The sequence below is a fragment of the Dehalogenimonas etheniformans genome (assembly GCF_014672715.2).
GTDB lineage: Bacteria > Chloroflexota > Dehalococcoidia > Dehalococcoidales > Dehalococcoidaceae > Dehalogenimonas > Dehalogenimonas etheniformans.
The window spans coordinates 1,874,556-1,888,263 of sequence record NZ_CP058566.2 but is presented as its reverse complement, the minus strand read 5'-3'; the positions used below and the strand labels follow the sequence as shown (position 1 = coordinate 1,888,263).

Here is a 13,708-nt window from a genome sequence, read left to right as displayed (position 1 = left end):
ATAAGACGCCCCTAGCTAAAAGTCAAACCCAAAACAAACGTTTTGTTACGAAATCCAACCTGAAATTAACCTCTAAAGCCTCGCATCGGCCTGTGCTATAATGCCGATATGCCGCTTTACTTCGCCTATGGCGCCTCCCTGTCCAGAAAATACATGGCCCAGCGCTGCCCGGAGTGCAAGCCCAGAGTCTCCGCCACTCTTTCAAACTATCAACTGGTATTCACCGGATGGTCGCGGATTTCCCACGGCGGGACCGCCGCCCTGAAACCCCTCCGCGGCGCACGTGTCAAAGGGGGTGTTTACGACGTCCCCGATTCAGCTCTGAAGAAACTGGACATTGCCGAGGGATTCCCCACCCAAAACACCAAACTCAATGTAATAGTTAACACCGAAACTGGGGAGTCGCTCTCTTGTTTCACATACGTTCCAGCCCACCCCGCCGAGGAATCCAAACCCGCACCTGAGTACTTAGCTCTTTTACAACAGGGATACCATGATTGGGGTTTGATCTAACTCTCTTTTTGGAAAGGGTGAAATCCCTTGCCTGAATTCGAAGCCGTCATCCAGAGTCCCCCCGATGCCCCCCGCGCCGCCTATATCTGCGTCCCCTTCGATGTTGAAGAGGTTTTCGGTACCAGAGCCCGCGTCGCTGTCAAAGGCACCTTCGACGGCCGCCCATACCGCGGCACCATTCAACCAATGACCGGCGGACACGTTATCGGTATTGACGCCGAGATGCGCAAATCATTGGGAAAGAACGCCGGCGACTCCATCCATGTAATGATGGAAAAAGACACCGAGGAAAGAACTGTTGTAATTCCGGCTGACCTCTCGACAGCCTTGGACAAGAACCCCGTCTCCCGCGATCGATTCGATAAGCTTTCCTATAGCCATAGGAAAGAATACGTCGAGTACATCACAGAAGCCAAAAAACCGGAGACCCGGTCACGGCGGATACAAAAAACTATAGGCGAATTAGCCACCGATTAAAGAATCTAAAAATCTCCGCTTTTGTCTATCTTAATCGAGATGCCCTTTTTAGTGGGCTGGATCACAACCCTCTTTAACACCTCATCCCTCAAGTTCTCGGGCACCTGCCCCGCCTCCCATTCCCATTCCCTCGCCACGTTAGCTTTGGCATTAGCCGAATCGGCCGCCGCCATCGCCTTGAGAGCGTAGTACGCAGCGCCAAAGGCATGCTGGGGAACATGAGCGGTTGCCACAGCCTGTCCGGCGGCGCGGGCGGCGTATCTTGCTGCCTCAATTGGCGCCTCACGCGCAGCGGCATGGGCGGAAAGCGATGCTGATCTGATCACTGCCATGCTGAAAATTCCGGTTCCTACCCACTCCCGGCACTGCTCGATGGCTTTTCGAGGTCTGTTGTCGCTCGGGACAGTCTTTTCGAATAGCGTTAACACCCGTTCGGCGCAGTTCGCAGCCCAGGTTGCCAACGCTTTCTGGTCTTCCCGGGAGTACTTTTTATACATTTCAGATTACCGATTGAACACCTGACACGATAAACCACCCACCGAACCCCACCAGAAGCAATGAGCACAGGATGAAAACTCCTTCCTGGACTACGGGAGCCCAGAGACGGTGTGTCCTATACACCACAAACGATACAAAGGACATCCATATCAGGTCGGTCAGCCAATGGGTCAGAATCAGCCCCCAGAGCCCCCCTGCGCCAAATTCAGCCGCTTTTGACACCAAGAGCGCGCCAACGGTCGCCCACCATAAAAGAAAGAACGGATTGCCCACTGAGAGGACTATGCCGGCGGTAAATGCGCTGTACGCCGTATCCTTCTGCCCGGTGGCGATAGCCTTCCGGGCGCGGAACATCCCGATTCCCATCCACACCACCATGCCGCCGCCGAGCACGCCCAGAACAAACTGGACTGCGGTATGGGCAAAAAATGCGGCGGCGCCGAAGTAGATGAGAATGATCAATGGCACTTCGATAACGGCGTGCCCAAGCGAAGCCTGGACGCCTGCCCACTGCGACTTGCAGCTTTTAACCAAAACGGTTGCAAACACCGGACCGGGCATCAGGGCGCCGGACAACGATATGACGAAGACCGAGGCTAGTAATGCCAGCATTGCTGTCTAGCGCTTCAGGTTCACGAACTGCAGAGGGATGTCGTAATCCTGGGCTTTAAGCTGCCGCATCACTTCCTGCAGGTCGTCGATCTGCTTGCCGGTGATCCTCAACTGGTCTTCCTGAATGGCTGGCTCGACTTTGAGTTTAAAAGTCTTGATGAACTTCACCATCTTCTGGGCGGTCTCTTTCTGAATCCCCTCTTTGATTTTCACATCCATTTCGGCGCCGCCTTGAGCGGTGGCTTCCATCTTCCCGAAATCGAGGCACTTGGGATCCAGGCCGAACCTCACCACGTGACCGATCAGCATTTCGGTCATTGCTTTAACTTTTACGTCATCTCCGCTTTGGAGATGAATCGTCTTTTCCTTGCGGTTAAGACTTATCTCGGATTTGATATTGCGAAAATCGTATCGGCTGGTAATATCTCGTTTGACATTGTTGATAGCGTTATCCAACGCCTGCAGGTCGACGGCGCTGACCACATCCATTGACGGCATTAGTTTGCCTCCTTCAGAAGTTGACGATTATTTTAGCACGAACCCAAAACTTTGTTCTTGCCATTGTTTACCGTTGCATCGAGGATTATCATGTTGTAAACAGGACGGTACAACATCGAAGTCATACCTGGCATTCATTGGATTCGAGGCGTCATTGGCTGCAACTGTTGGCTTGTCGTCGAGCCGGAATCCTCCATTGTCATCGACACCGGTTTGCTGGGTAATGCCCGCCGCATAGACAATTACGCCAAAAAACTCGGCGTCTCCAAAATCAGCTACATTATCCTTACCCACACTGATATCGACCATGCCGGCAGCGCCTCTGAACTCAGGGAACTCACCGGGGCTAAGATCGCTGTCCACAACATCGAGGCACACTATATGACCACTCGAACGGAGCTTCCCTTTCCCTTCCGCTGGATCTCCCGGCTGATCCCGGGTTTGGGCCGTTTTGCCCGTTTTAAACCTGATATCTTGCTTAATGAATTTGACCAAGTCGGTAGCTTCCAGGTTGTCCATACCCCTGGACATACGTCGGGCAGTATCTGTCTATGGAAACCTGGAGAGATCATCTTCACCGGCGACGCCCTACGCACGCATGCCCGAGACAGGTTGATGACTCCTTCCCGACCGACCGCAATAGATATGCCCCGAGCGATGGATTCGATGAAGAAAATTGCCAGGTTGGATTTCAATTCCCTTTTTGGCGGTCACGGTCCGCCGGTTATCAGCGATGCCTCAGCCAAGCTGCGCGATATGATGGCTATGCTTCCCTGCAGTCCGGTTTAAGCTGATAGCTGAGGGCTGATAGCTGTTAGCAAAAATCCTTGAGGCCGTCGCCTTCATAAACTATACTAGGCTTGAATTTCGGCGGAGGAAAAAGAGTGTCGCTTGACATCACCAAGGTCGCCGGTCAGATCGGTGCCATGGCCGAAAAGCTGGCTGAAAGCGGCTCTGAGCACCAGGCTCACGTGGCGGCTTCGGTCGAAAGCCTTGAAAACGCCGGTGATCCGTTCCCACTGCTGGACAAAGTTCGTCGTTCAAAAACCAGTTTTCTGTTGGCCGCCCCCTTGACACCCCTTGACGAAAGGGTATTGCCAGCACCTCCACCCACCACTTATTCCGTTGTCGCTGCCGACGGCTCTCATATAGACATCGACCGCCACCACGCCGCTCCATGCAGCCTGATCAATATCGGCGAAGTACGATTGGACTATGGGGAAAATTCTGGTGCAATGCTCGATAGCCACCCTCGCCTCCTGTCCGATGATGCTGACCTCTTCATCCATGATCCGGCGGGCAACCGCGAGACGCCTCTTCAAGGGGCACTCTTGGGCATCAAGCGCGACGTCGAGGAATGTTCCGCCCTGGTCGCCCTCTCGGCCTCTCTTCCACCCGAACGTCCTGCCTTGGCCCTGGCCGATGGCACGCTGATCCGTTGGAACCTGACGACCCAAAACTATGATGCCTACGTCCTCCGCGAACTGCTCGATGACGGTTACCTGAAATGTCTTTCGGCTTTCAAACAGCTTTGTGCCGAAAGACCACTCGCGGTCGCCAGTTATATCTCGCAGCCGGGCGGCAACGAAGTGGTCAACACCCTCCGCCTCACGCTCTGCCCCCATGAACCTGCAAACTGCGACCGCTATTGCGGCGAATTGAAATCCGGAGATCGCCCCTGTGATCCGGTGTCAGGTGTGTCGGATGCTGCGCTGTTCGACCGGTTTCTGAGTCTCGGTGAGCGTTCCGCCATCTTTGAGAGCACCTCTAAAGTGATTGGTCAATATTACGGAGAGCACCGCATCTGCTTCTTCTATCTGAAACTCGAGAGCGAAATCGCCCGCGTCGAGCTGCCGATCTGGTTGGCGACAAATAATGAGCTGGTGAACTTGATTCATACCCTCGTCCTCGAACAGGTGAAAAAGGGCAAGGGCTATCCTGTAGCTCTGTCCGAAGCCCACGAGCAGGCAGTTGTTACCGGCGCTGACCGGGAACTCTTTTATGAAGTGGTAGATACGTATCTGGCTGAACGCGGGTTGCCGGTTAGCGGCTCAGCTAAGAGTTTCTCCAAACAAGCGAGGTGGATCTAGTCTGATTTCCAACTTCCCTCTCCCCATCCTACGCGAAGGCGAAGGAGGGAGAGGGATAAGAGGGTGAGGGGGCAACCCCCGAAAGGAGTCCAGATGATGCGTGAACTCGATAAAGCCAGGGTGTTGGCGGTCGCCCGAGAAGTTTCCGCTAAACGCGGCTTCCTTACCTATTCCGACTTCAATGACTACCTGCGAGAGCTCATCATCAAGAAAAAACTCCAGCCCATCCACGGCGGACGTGCTCAGTGGACGCTTAAAAAGATGCTCGTCGACGACTCAAACCCGATTGAAGACAGGTACGTGTACTCTCGCGCTGGTTCAAAGGTCCTTTTTTATCCGGCTGCAATCATGGACAATAATCCATTCCTGAAACCTCAAACGAAACAAGCCAAAATGGAATAATCATTACGGTCAACCAAGGAGTAAAAATTGCCAGCAATAGAAACAAAACTTGCCGAGGTCATCGAGACTTCATCAACCGGCTTCACCGCCCAATGTTACGACCTGAATGCGCCGCCGCCGTTGGGGTCTCTCGTTAAGACCTCGATCGACGGTACGATGATTTACGCCGCCGTCGGCCACGTCTCTACGACCTCACTGGAACCCGGCCGTCGACCGGTTGCTCGCGGCAAAGACGAAGCATCGGAGGAAGCTGTCTTCGCCGCTAATCCCCAACTGGAAAAACTTCTGAGATGCGAGGTTGAGGCGGTTATTGTCGGACATCAGTCGGACGACGAGATCCGCCACTATCTGCCGCCCCGCCCCGCCCGTCTCCATGGTTTTGTGTACGCTTGCGACGACGTCGAGGTTAGGGCTTTTTCGCAAAAAACCGGCTTTATCACCCTGCTTCTATCGGCCCAGGGCAACGTCTCGCCGGAAGAAATGACATCGGCAGTGTTGCGCTGGATAGCCGCCAGCTATGAAGGCAAGGAACGCCGGAAATATCTGCTCACCGCCGGCAAGGCTCTGGCGCAGCTTTTGTCAGCTGACTACAGTCGTCTCAAGACCATCCTCGAAAGGTTGTCCGCATGACCGAAAAACTGGGTATCGTCACCGCCGGTTCGCTTAATAAAGGCATTGAAGTCAAGCTCGAAGGCAACGCCTCCATTGAAGACATGGCCGTCGGCCGCTATGTCACTATCGAGGGAAGGAAGCGCAAATTTTTCGGAATGATCACCGATGTTTCACTCGGGGTCACAGATTTAAACCTGACGGTTTCTCCGCCTTCCGGCGATGACTTTTTGACCGAGGTTCTTTCCGGCACTTCAGCGTATGGATCACTTCACGTCGCGCCTTACCTGACTATTGGCGGCGATGAGAAAACGATGATCGAGGGACCGCAGCCGGTCAAGACCATCCCCAGCCATTTCTCGGCGGTCAAGGAAGCCTCCGCCACCGACATCGAAGTTGTTTTCGGTAAAGAGGACAAAGAGCGTTTTTGGATTGGCAACCCGCTGGATATGGAAGTGAAACTTTGCCTCGACTTGCCGACTCTGGTCAAACGTTCCAACGGCATCTTCGGCAAGAGCGGCACTGGCAAGACCTTCCTGACCAGGATGCTGTTAATTGGCATGCTCCAGAAATCGGCCGCGGTCAATCTCGTCTTCGACATGCATTCGGAGTACGGTTGGGCCGGCACCAGCGAAAAAAAGCGCCAGGTCAAGGCACTGAAGCAACTGTTCCCTTCAAAGGTGGCAGTATTCACCCTGGATGAGGAGAACTCCAGGCGCCGTGGCGTCTCCACCGACTACGTCGTCAAGATCGGTTATGAGGAAATCGAGCCCGAGGATATCTCGCTCCTCCGTCAAACATTGAATCTTACCGATGCCGCCGTCGAAGCCGTCTACCAGCTGAGGAAGCATTTTGGCAAGAGTTGGTTTGTGGCCGCCGCCAACCTGGAGGACGAAGAGACGCTGGCCGAATTATCCATCCACGAGAGTACCTTCCAGAATCTGAAACGCGGCCTGAACACCATCCAGCGGCTACCGTTTATTTCGTCGAACGCACCCGGCGATGTTGTCGATCGCATCCTGGCCTACCTCGAAACCGGTAAGCATGTCGTCCTGGAATTCGGCCGCTATACGGATATCACCGCCTACATCCTGGTGGCCAACATGCTTACCCGCCGCATTTACGCCCGCTACCGCGACCGGACGGAGAAAGCCATCGCCTCCGATTCCGGTTATCCTATGCCGCTGGTCATCACCATCGAAGAGGCGCACAAGTTTTTAAACCCCATTGTGGCAGGGCAGACGATTTTCGGCACCATTGCCCGCGAGATGCGGAAATATTCGGTGACTCTGCTCGTTATCGATCAGCGACCCTCAGGTATCGACGAAGACATCATGTCCCAGCTGGGCACCAAGATCACCTGTCTCCTCGATTCCGAGAAGGACATCGACGCCGTGCTTTCGGGTGTCTCCGGCAAAGGCGAGCTGAAAAACGTCCTGGCCAAGCTGTCGGCCCGCCAGCAGGCGCTTATTTTCGGTCACGCTGTTCCCATGCCTGTCGCCTTCGTGCCGAGGGATTATGGCACGACCTACGGTGATTGGGGAGAGACTGCCACCAAAGTAACGACCGAAGAAATCGAAGACCTCTGGAAATGATCTCCAACCTTCCTCTCCCTGTAGCCTGCCCCAGAGCGAAGTCGATGAAGGAGGGGTATTTTAAATGAGCATCCCCCTGGAATCCGTCCACAATCTTGGTTTTGAAGACGTCGAGATATGCGGCCAGAGTGTAAAACTGCGCCCTTTATCCGAAGCCGACGCTGAACCGGCTTGGGAACTTATCCATGACAACCGCGAAATCCTGAAATGGCTGTTGTGGGACGGGCCATCGGACAAAGCCGAACTGGCCAGAACCTGGCAGGAGCGCTGGCCGGAGGAGATGCGCCGGGGCTTGAGTTATCATTTTGCCATTGAGCCGCTGGAAACGCCGGGATTCGTCGGGGCCATCACCATCAAGTTGCCTTACCACCCTGACTCGGTGGAACTGGGCTACTGGCTGGGATTACCCTACTGGAACCGGGGCTATATGACCGAAGCTATCGGCCTGGCCTGCTGCTTTGCTTTCACCTGCCTTGACGCTGTGAGGGTGTCATCAACCGTTTTCGCCGATAATTTCGCCAGCCGCCGGGCTTTGGAAAAAAACGGCTTCAACACCGACGGCCGGTTGCGGAGGGATGTCCTCAAATTCGGCCAGTGGCAGGACACCTTCTTCATGACTCTGTTGGCTGAAGAATGGCTGGAATCGCACGTCGAACCTTGCTCGGTCCGCCTGGTACCCCACGTCGAACCGCCGGGGATCCTTAAATGAAAATCGGCCTGGCGCTTTCCGGGGGCGCGGCGAGAGGGCTGGCCCACGTCGGCGTCATTGAAGTGCTCGAACGTGAGAATATCCGGATCGACATGGTTGCCGGCGCCAGCATGGGCGCCATTATCGGGGCGGCTTACGCCGGCGGAATGTCGGCCGCGGAACTCAGACACCATGCCCTCGATTTGAGCTGGCCTAAGCTTGTCAGGCTTTTTGAGTTTAACCCTTTGAGGACCAGCGGGTTTACCGGCACCCGCCGGGTCAGAGAGAAATTGAAAAGCATCATCGGTGACCGCGACTTTTCCGAACTGCAAAAACCCTTCGTCTGCGTCGCCACCGACATAATTTCAGGTGAAGAGGTAGTGTTCAAACGCGGATCGGTCCTTGACGCCGTTCTTGCCAGCATGGCGCTGCCATTGGTGTTCAAGGTACCACGGCTCGGCCGCCGGTATCTTGTGGATGGCGGGATATCCGATCCTCTGCCGGTGGCACCTCTAAAAGACCTCGGAGCCGACAAAATTATCGCCGTTAACGTCCTTAGAGGGCTTGGCATCATCCCGACAAGCTCGAAATCGATGGACGAAATCCCGAAACACGCGCCGAATTTCGTCAGGGTGGCGACTCAGGTCATCTACATCGCTTCAGCACACCTTGCGGAAGCCGGACTCAAACAGGCGGACGTCGCTATCGAGCCGGACATGACCGGCATTCACCTGGCGGATTTCGGAATGGCCTCAGATGCTATCCAGCGGGGTGAGACAGCCGCCGAAGCTAGTGTCCCATCGATAAGAAAATTGCTTTCTTCGATTTGAATATCTCACTCACCTTCCCACCGGCCCTCTGATTTCACAAAGTAATCCATGGGGTCGCCCTGCGTGAAAATTACGTATGGTTACTAATTGCGCTTGGGGACTATCGGGATGAAAATGGTTTGATTGTACTGGGAAAAGTGTAAATCGCAGGATCGGTGCATCTTTGAAGCTCCAATACAAGTGGCTCGTCGCCATTGCCTTTGTCGCCGGTTTTTTCATGGATCTCATGGATATCACCATCGTCAACGTCGCCTTGCCGACCCTGGCCAAAGAACTTAATGCCTCCCAAACCACCCTTGAATGGGTTGTAACTGGATACCTGCTGAGCCTGGCGATCTGGATACCTGCCTCCGGTTGGATCGGCGACAAATTCGGCACCAAAAAGACCTTTCTCTTCGCTCTTGCGGTTTTCACCCTGGGGTCGGCTCTCTGCAGCATGTCTTCCAGTATTCAAAAACTGGTATTTTCACGGATTTTGCAAGGCGTCGGCGGTGGTATGATGACTCCTGTCGGCGTAGCCATGCTGTTCAGAACCTTCCCTCCGGAAGAAAGGGCGGCGGCTTCATCGATCCTGTCGATCCCGGCAGCGGCAGCCCCGGCGATCGGCCCGGTGCTAGGAGGATTTCTCGTCGATTTCACCAGTTGGCGATGGATTTTCCTGGTCAACGTTCCGATCGGAATTTTCGCCTTTCTTTTCGCCTCGAAGGTCCTCAAGGAACACAAAGAGGAAAACGCGGGGAAATTCGACTTCACCGGTTTTTTGCTGGCTGGCGTCGGTCTGGCATTATTGCTGTACGCCCTCTCTACGGTACCGGTTTATGGACCGGGATCATTCAGGGTTATCGTGACCGCGATCCTTGGTGCCGGGCTCTTGACGGCCGCGCTGATCGTCGAGTCCAGGATCAAAGACCCTATCCTCCATTTTTCGCTTTATAAGGAGCGGTTGTTCCGGACATCGAACCTGGTAATGTTCTTCGCCTTTGCCCTGTGGATCGGTTTTTTGTTTGTATTGCCCCTATTTTTACAACTCCAATTGGGTCATACCGCGTTTGAGTCCGGATTGACCACCGGACCCCAGGCGCTGGGATGGATCGCCATGGCCGCTGTGGCTAGCAGGCTCTACAAGAAGGTCGGACCGAGAAGGATGGTCATGTTCGGATTGCTCGGTACCACCATAATGACTTTTGGTTTTATTTTCATGAATACCAGCGTTGATTTGTGGACGGTCAGGGGTGCCTTATTCTTGAGGGGCGCGTCGATGGCTTTTGCCGTGATTCCCATCCAGGCGGCGGCTTTCGCCAATATCTCAGGTCCTGAAACAGGCAGGGCGTCTTCGATTTTCAATACTAACCGCCAGGTTGCTTCGTCGTTCGGCACAGCACTTCTCGGAACAGTACTTTTTGAGATGCTTAAGGGCTCGATGGACACTGCCGGGCAGCTCCTGGCTTATCATGTCTCTTTCATCGTCGCCGCCGCTATGGGAGTTATCGCCATCATCTTCGCTTCGACCATCCATGACGAAGATGCGGCGGAATCCATGAAAGCCACCAAACCCGCCCCTCGATCCGAGTGAAATTGGCATCCTCGTCCTTATTGACATTGATTTGCCGATATAATACGATATATCGCGTTATATCATGTAAAAGGAGAAAAACATGTTGCATCATCATTTGGGTTTCATGGGTATGAGACGTGGGGATTGGGGATTCGGTCATGGTCGTGCTCCTGAAGGCACGTTCGAGAGAGGAGCTCTCAAGTTGGTCATCCTCGATCTCCTGAAGGATAAGCCCGCCCACGGCTATGAACTCATCAAAGCCCTTGAGGAGCGCTCCCACGGTTTTTACACCCCTTCTGCCGGCAGCATATATCCCATACTGCAGATGCTAACCGATATGGGCTTCCTGGTTGCCAGCGAATCTGAGGGCAAGAAAACCTACACCATCACCGAAGCCGGCCTTGAGCACCTGCGCCAGAACAAGGAGCAGATCGACCACCTTCGAGAGTTCGCCCGCCATCACTGGCCTTTCGAAAGCAAAGCCCATTTGAAGGAAACGCTTGTCGAACTTCACGGTCTTGGACGCTACTTCAGGGGCCGGGTCCGCAATCTGACCGACGATCAATTGGCCAAGATCCACGACGTCGTTTCCAGGGCTTCGGCGGACATCCGGAAAATCGTCGAAGGTTGACGACGGGAGTTAAAGTACGGGTTGGCATTCTAAGACCGATGGTTGATCGCACTCGTTGTGAAGGCGGCTTCCACAATGAGTGCAAGGAAAATCGGATGCCCTGCCTGGCCGCTTGCACAAATTCCGTGCTCGAAGTTCGGGCACTCAGCGGAAATGACAAAGTCGGCCTCCGTTTTGGCGTACGGCTGAGGATCTGGGTACACAAAAACCGGCAGGCTGTCGTAGTAAATCCCGGAGTCTGCGATGGCTGCGGCGACTGCGTTAAAGCCTGCCCGGTACACGCCGTCAAATGCAGCGCGCCTGATACCGGAGTCTGTTCTACGTTGGCGAAAACGAACATAAAGAGGCATAATATCTTCCACTATGTCTGAAGAAACAAATTCTGAAAACGTCATTGAGGTCAAAGACCTCACCCGGAAATTCAAAACACTTACTGCGGTTGACAGCATCTCTTTCGATGTGAAAAAAGGCGAAGTATTTGGTTTTCTCGGACCAAACGGCGCCGGAAAAACCACCACCATCAACATGCTCTGCACTCTGTTCAGACCTACCTCCGGCAAGGCTACCGTCGCCGGATATGATGTCGATTCTCAGACGGACCTGGTGCGAGCCTCTATCGGCCTTGTTTTTCAGGATACGACCCTGGACGACTATATGACCGCCGAGCAAAACCTGCGCTTCCATGCCCTGGCCTACGGTGTACCGCCCGAGGTCCGAGACTCCCGCCTGAAATCGCTGATGGAAATGGTCGAACTTTGGCCTCGGCGTAAGGACCGCACCCGCACCTATTCCGGCGGCATGAGACGGCGGCTTGAGATCGCCCGCGGCTTGCTGCATCAACCCAAAGTCCTTTTCCTCGATGAGCCGACTATCGGTTTGGATCCCCAAACCCGCAATAAGATCTGGGGCTATATTCACGAACTGCGCAAGCAGATCGGGCTGACCATCTTCATGACCACCCATTACATGGACGAGGCCGACCTCAACTGCGATCGAATCGGCATCATCGATCATGGCAAGATTATCGCTCTTGATACGCCGACATGCCTCAAGGATGCCGTGGGCGGCGATGTCATTACGCTCAGGACAACAGACAACTCTGCTGCATTGGAAGAGATCCGCCGGCGTTACAATATCGAAGCCCTCGCCAAGAACGACCAGGTCACCTTTTCGGTTCAAGGGGGAGAGACATTTCTTCCCGAATTCGTTAAAAGCTTCTCAGGTCAGATCCAGGGAATCTCTTTGCGCCGTCCGACCCTCGACGACGTATTCCTGAAATACACCGGCCGTGAGATCCGGTCGGAGGAGATGAGTCCTATGGACGCCATGAAAGCCAGGCATACCGCCTGGATGGGGAGGCGCCGCTGATGAATCATCTGTTCCGGGCCATCGCTGTAACCTCCTACCGCGAGCTGGTGCGTTTCTACCAGGATGGCACCCGCGTCTTTTCCTCTTTTGCCATGCCGGTGTTGTTCCTTTTCGTCTTCGGTTCGGGCTTTTCGAGGACCATCGGGGCTTTATTGCCAGGAGTCGATTTCTTGCAGTTCATGTTCCCGGGCATTGTAGCTCTGATAGCCTTCCAGACCTCGCTCCAGAGCGGCCTTTCGATTGTCTGGGACCGGGAGTTCGGTTTCCTAAAAGAAGTACTCGTGGCTCCCTTGCCGCGCCCGGGTATCGTCTTCGGTAAAGCCCTGGGTACGGCTATTATCTCTCTGTTCCAGGGATTAGTGATGCTGATCCTGGCCCCTATCGTGGGGGTCGACCTCAATCTCGGTACGGTCCTAGAACTGATGCCGGTTCTGCTGCTGATCTCTCTTTCGATCTCGGGTCTTGGTCTCTTGATAGCTTCACGGATGAGGAGCATGTCGGGTTTCCAGATGGCTACGCAGTTGGTTGTGTTCCCTTCGATGTTCGCTTCGGGGGCTTTTTTCCCTCTGAACAACGTTCCTGCCTGGCTCGGCGCGCTGGCTAAGATCAACCCCTTGACCTACGGAGTTGATGCCGTACGTCATCTCTTCCTAGGAAATGAAGCAGCCGGCGCGCTGGGTGTTCAGCTTTTCGGGCGGAGTCTTAATTTCAGCGATGATCTTTTGGTAATTGCCGCTATCGGGTTGGTATTCATGACCACGGCCGCATTTACCTTCGGCAAACGTGATTGACCCCAAAGTAAATCTCGTTCTTGAGCGAAACAAACTTCGTCATATTGACATAATAAAATATGTTGTCAAAAACGACACGAGACGCTTGACAAACCCAAGGAACACTCGTGCTATAATATCCGCCATGAATGTTAGCACGCCTGTACAACCAGGAGGCATAGTTTTGACGGGAACCTGTCGAATGATACCTGCCATGAATCAAACTGGCGCACCCCTAATGTCATTCCGATGCTATTCCGGGTTTTCGATCTCGACTGCCAGCGATTGGTTTAGGGTTCCCTATGGTTCGTTTTTCGACACAAATCTTACGATTGCGCCAAAGCTGAATTTTGGGGATTCGTTTCGCAATAAAAACTTGTCGGGAAAAAACGAAAAACGAATCGGATCCGACATTTTTTGTCACTCCCGCGAAGGCAGGAATCCAGGGGGTCGAGGGATCAGCAAAAGCCCCCGGGGAATCGTTTCCTTTGTTTTCGCGGCGGCCGCCCGAAAAGCAAAAATGCTCGAGACTTGCGACTCGAAACTCTGTACGCATCAACGAGTCGTTTCAG

At 54.1% G+C, this 13,708-nt stretch carries 17 protein-coding genes; 14 read left to right on the top strand and 3 right to left on the bottom strand.

Translation table 11 applies throughout. The features are described from left to right. Nucleotides 1–108: 108 nt before the first annotated feature. Complete coding sequence (locus HX448_RS09455) at nucleotides 109–513, top strand: gamma-glutamylcyclotransferase family protein (protein ID WP_102330967.1); 405 nt, start codon at nucleotides 109–111, stop codon at nucleotides 511–513. Between the two features lie 27 nt (nucleotides 514–540). Continuing rightward, nucleotides 541–990 (top strand): YdeI/OmpD-associated family protein, encoded by a 450-nt coding sequence (locus HX448_RS09450; RefSeq protein WP_102330966.1) that lies wholly within the window; start codon nucleotides 541–543, stop codon nucleotides 988–990. 5 nt (nucleotides 991–995) lie between these two features. On the opposite strand, the gene HX448_RS09445 is transcribed toward HX448_RS09450, so the two are convergent. From HX448_RS09445 to HX448_RS09435, 3 genes are read right to left on the bottom strand one after another with little or no spacing between them, the layout of a single operon-like run. Further along, complete coding sequence (locus HX448_RS09445; RefSeq protein ID WP_102330965.1) at nucleotides 996–1,487, bottom strand: putative immunity protein; 492 nt, start codon at nucleotides 1,485–1,487, stop codon at nucleotides 996–998. 1 nt (nucleotide 1,488) lies between these two features. Continuing rightward, entirely contained in the window at nucleotides 1,489–2,100 is a 612-nt protein-coding gene (locus HX448_RS09440; RefSeq protein WP_102330964.1) for a LysE family transporter, read from the bottom strand. Nucleotides 2,101–2,106: 6 nt separating this feature from the next. Beyond that, nucleotides 2,107–2,598 (bottom strand): YajQ family cyclic di-GMP-binding protein, encoded by a 492-nt coding sequence (locus tag HX448_RS09435; protein WP_102330963.1) that lies wholly within the window; start codon nucleotides 2,596–2,598, stop codon nucleotides 2,107–2,109. Nucleotides 2,599–2,712: 114 nt separating this feature from the next. Here HX448_RS09435 and HX448_RS09430 point away from each other — a divergent pair, with 114 nt between their 5' ends. The 12 genes from HX448_RS09430 (at nucleotide 2,713) to HX448_RS09375 (ending at nucleotide 13,157) form a co-directional block, all read left to right on the top strand. Next, nucleotides 2,713–3,387, top strand: a complete 675-nt coding sequence (locus HX448_RS09430; protein ID WP_102330962.1) for an MBL fold metallo-hydrolase — start codon at nucleotides 2,713–2,715, stop codon at nucleotides 3,385–3,387. 95 nt (nucleotides 3,388–3,482) lie between these two features. Next, a complete protein-coding gene (locus HX448_RS09425; RefSeq protein WP_102330961.1) occupies nucleotides 3,483–4,688 on the top strand; it encodes a DNA double-strand break repair nuclease NurA in 1,206 nt (401 codons plus the stop codon). Between the two features lie 93 nt (nucleotides 4,689–4,781). Next, nucleotides 4,782–5,090 (top strand): hypothetical protein, encoded by a 309-nt coding sequence (locus tag HX448_RS09420; protein WP_102330960.1) that lies wholly within the window; start codon nucleotides 4,782–4,784, stop codon nucleotides 5,088–5,090. Nucleotides 5,091–5,117: 27 nt separating this feature from the next. Continuing rightward, entirely contained in the window at nucleotides 5,118–5,720 is a 603-nt protein-coding gene (locus tag HX448_RS09415; protein ID WP_102330959.1) for a hypothetical protein, read from the top strand. Beyond that, nucleotides 5,717–7,294 carry a helicase HerA domain-containing protein gene (locus HX448_RS09410; protein ID WP_102330958.1) on the top strand — a complete coding sequence of 526 codons (1,578 nt, stop codon included), beginning with the start codon at nucleotides 5,717–5,719 and terminating at the stop codon, nucleotides 7,292–7,294. Before HX448_RS09415 ends, HX448_RS09410 begins: the two co-directional genes overlap by 4 nt. 64 nt (nucleotides 7,295–7,358) lie before the next feature. Beyond that, a complete protein-coding gene (locus HX448_RS09405; protein WP_102330957.1) occupies nucleotides 7,359–8,003 on the top strand; it encodes a GNAT family N-acetyltransferase in 645 nt (214 codons plus the stop codon). After that, on the top strand, nucleotides 8,000–8,812 hold the full coding sequence (locus HX448_RS09400) for a patatin-like phospholipase family protein (protein WP_102330956.1): 813 nt from the start codon (nucleotides 8,000–8,002) through the stop codon (nucleotides 8,810–8,812). The genes HX448_RS09405 and HX448_RS09400 overlap by 4 nt, the downstream gene beginning before the upstream one ends. A 163-nt stretch (nucleotides 8,813–8,975) precedes the next feature. Further along, nucleotides 8,976–10,385, top strand: a complete 1,410-nt coding sequence (locus HX448_RS09395; RefSeq protein WP_226846753.1) for an MDR family MFS transporter — start codon at nucleotides 8,976–8,978, stop codon at nucleotides 10,383–10,385. 82 nt (nucleotides 10,386–10,467) lie between these two features. After that, the gene (locus tag HX448_RS09390) at nucleotides 10,468–10,998 is read left to right on the top strand and encodes a PadR family transcriptional regulator (protein ID WP_102330955.1); all 531 of its coding nucleotides are present in this window, start codon (nucleotides 10,468–10,470) and stop codon (nucleotides 10,996–10,998) included. A gap of 38 nt (nucleotides 10,999–11,036) precedes the next feature. Then, complete coding sequence (locus tag HX448_RS10735; protein WP_102330954.1) at nucleotides 11,037–11,369, top strand: 4Fe-4S dicluster domain-containing protein; 333 nt, start codon at nucleotides 11,037–11,039, stop codon at nucleotides 11,367–11,369. Beyond that, a complete protein-coding gene (locus HX448_RS09380; protein ID WP_102330953.1) occupies nucleotides 11,362–12,366 on the top strand; it encodes an ATP-binding cassette domain-containing protein in 1,005 nt (334 codons plus the stop codon). The genes HX448_RS10735 and HX448_RS09380 overlap by 8 nt, the downstream gene beginning before the upstream one ends. Further along, entirely contained in the window at nucleotides 12,366–13,157 is a 792-nt protein-coding gene (locus HX448_RS09375; RefSeq protein ID WP_102330952.1) for an ABC transporter permease, read from the top strand. The genes HX448_RS09380 and HX448_RS09375 overlap by 1 nt, the downstream gene beginning before the upstream one ends. Nucleotides 13,158–13,708: the final 551 nt, after the last annotated feature.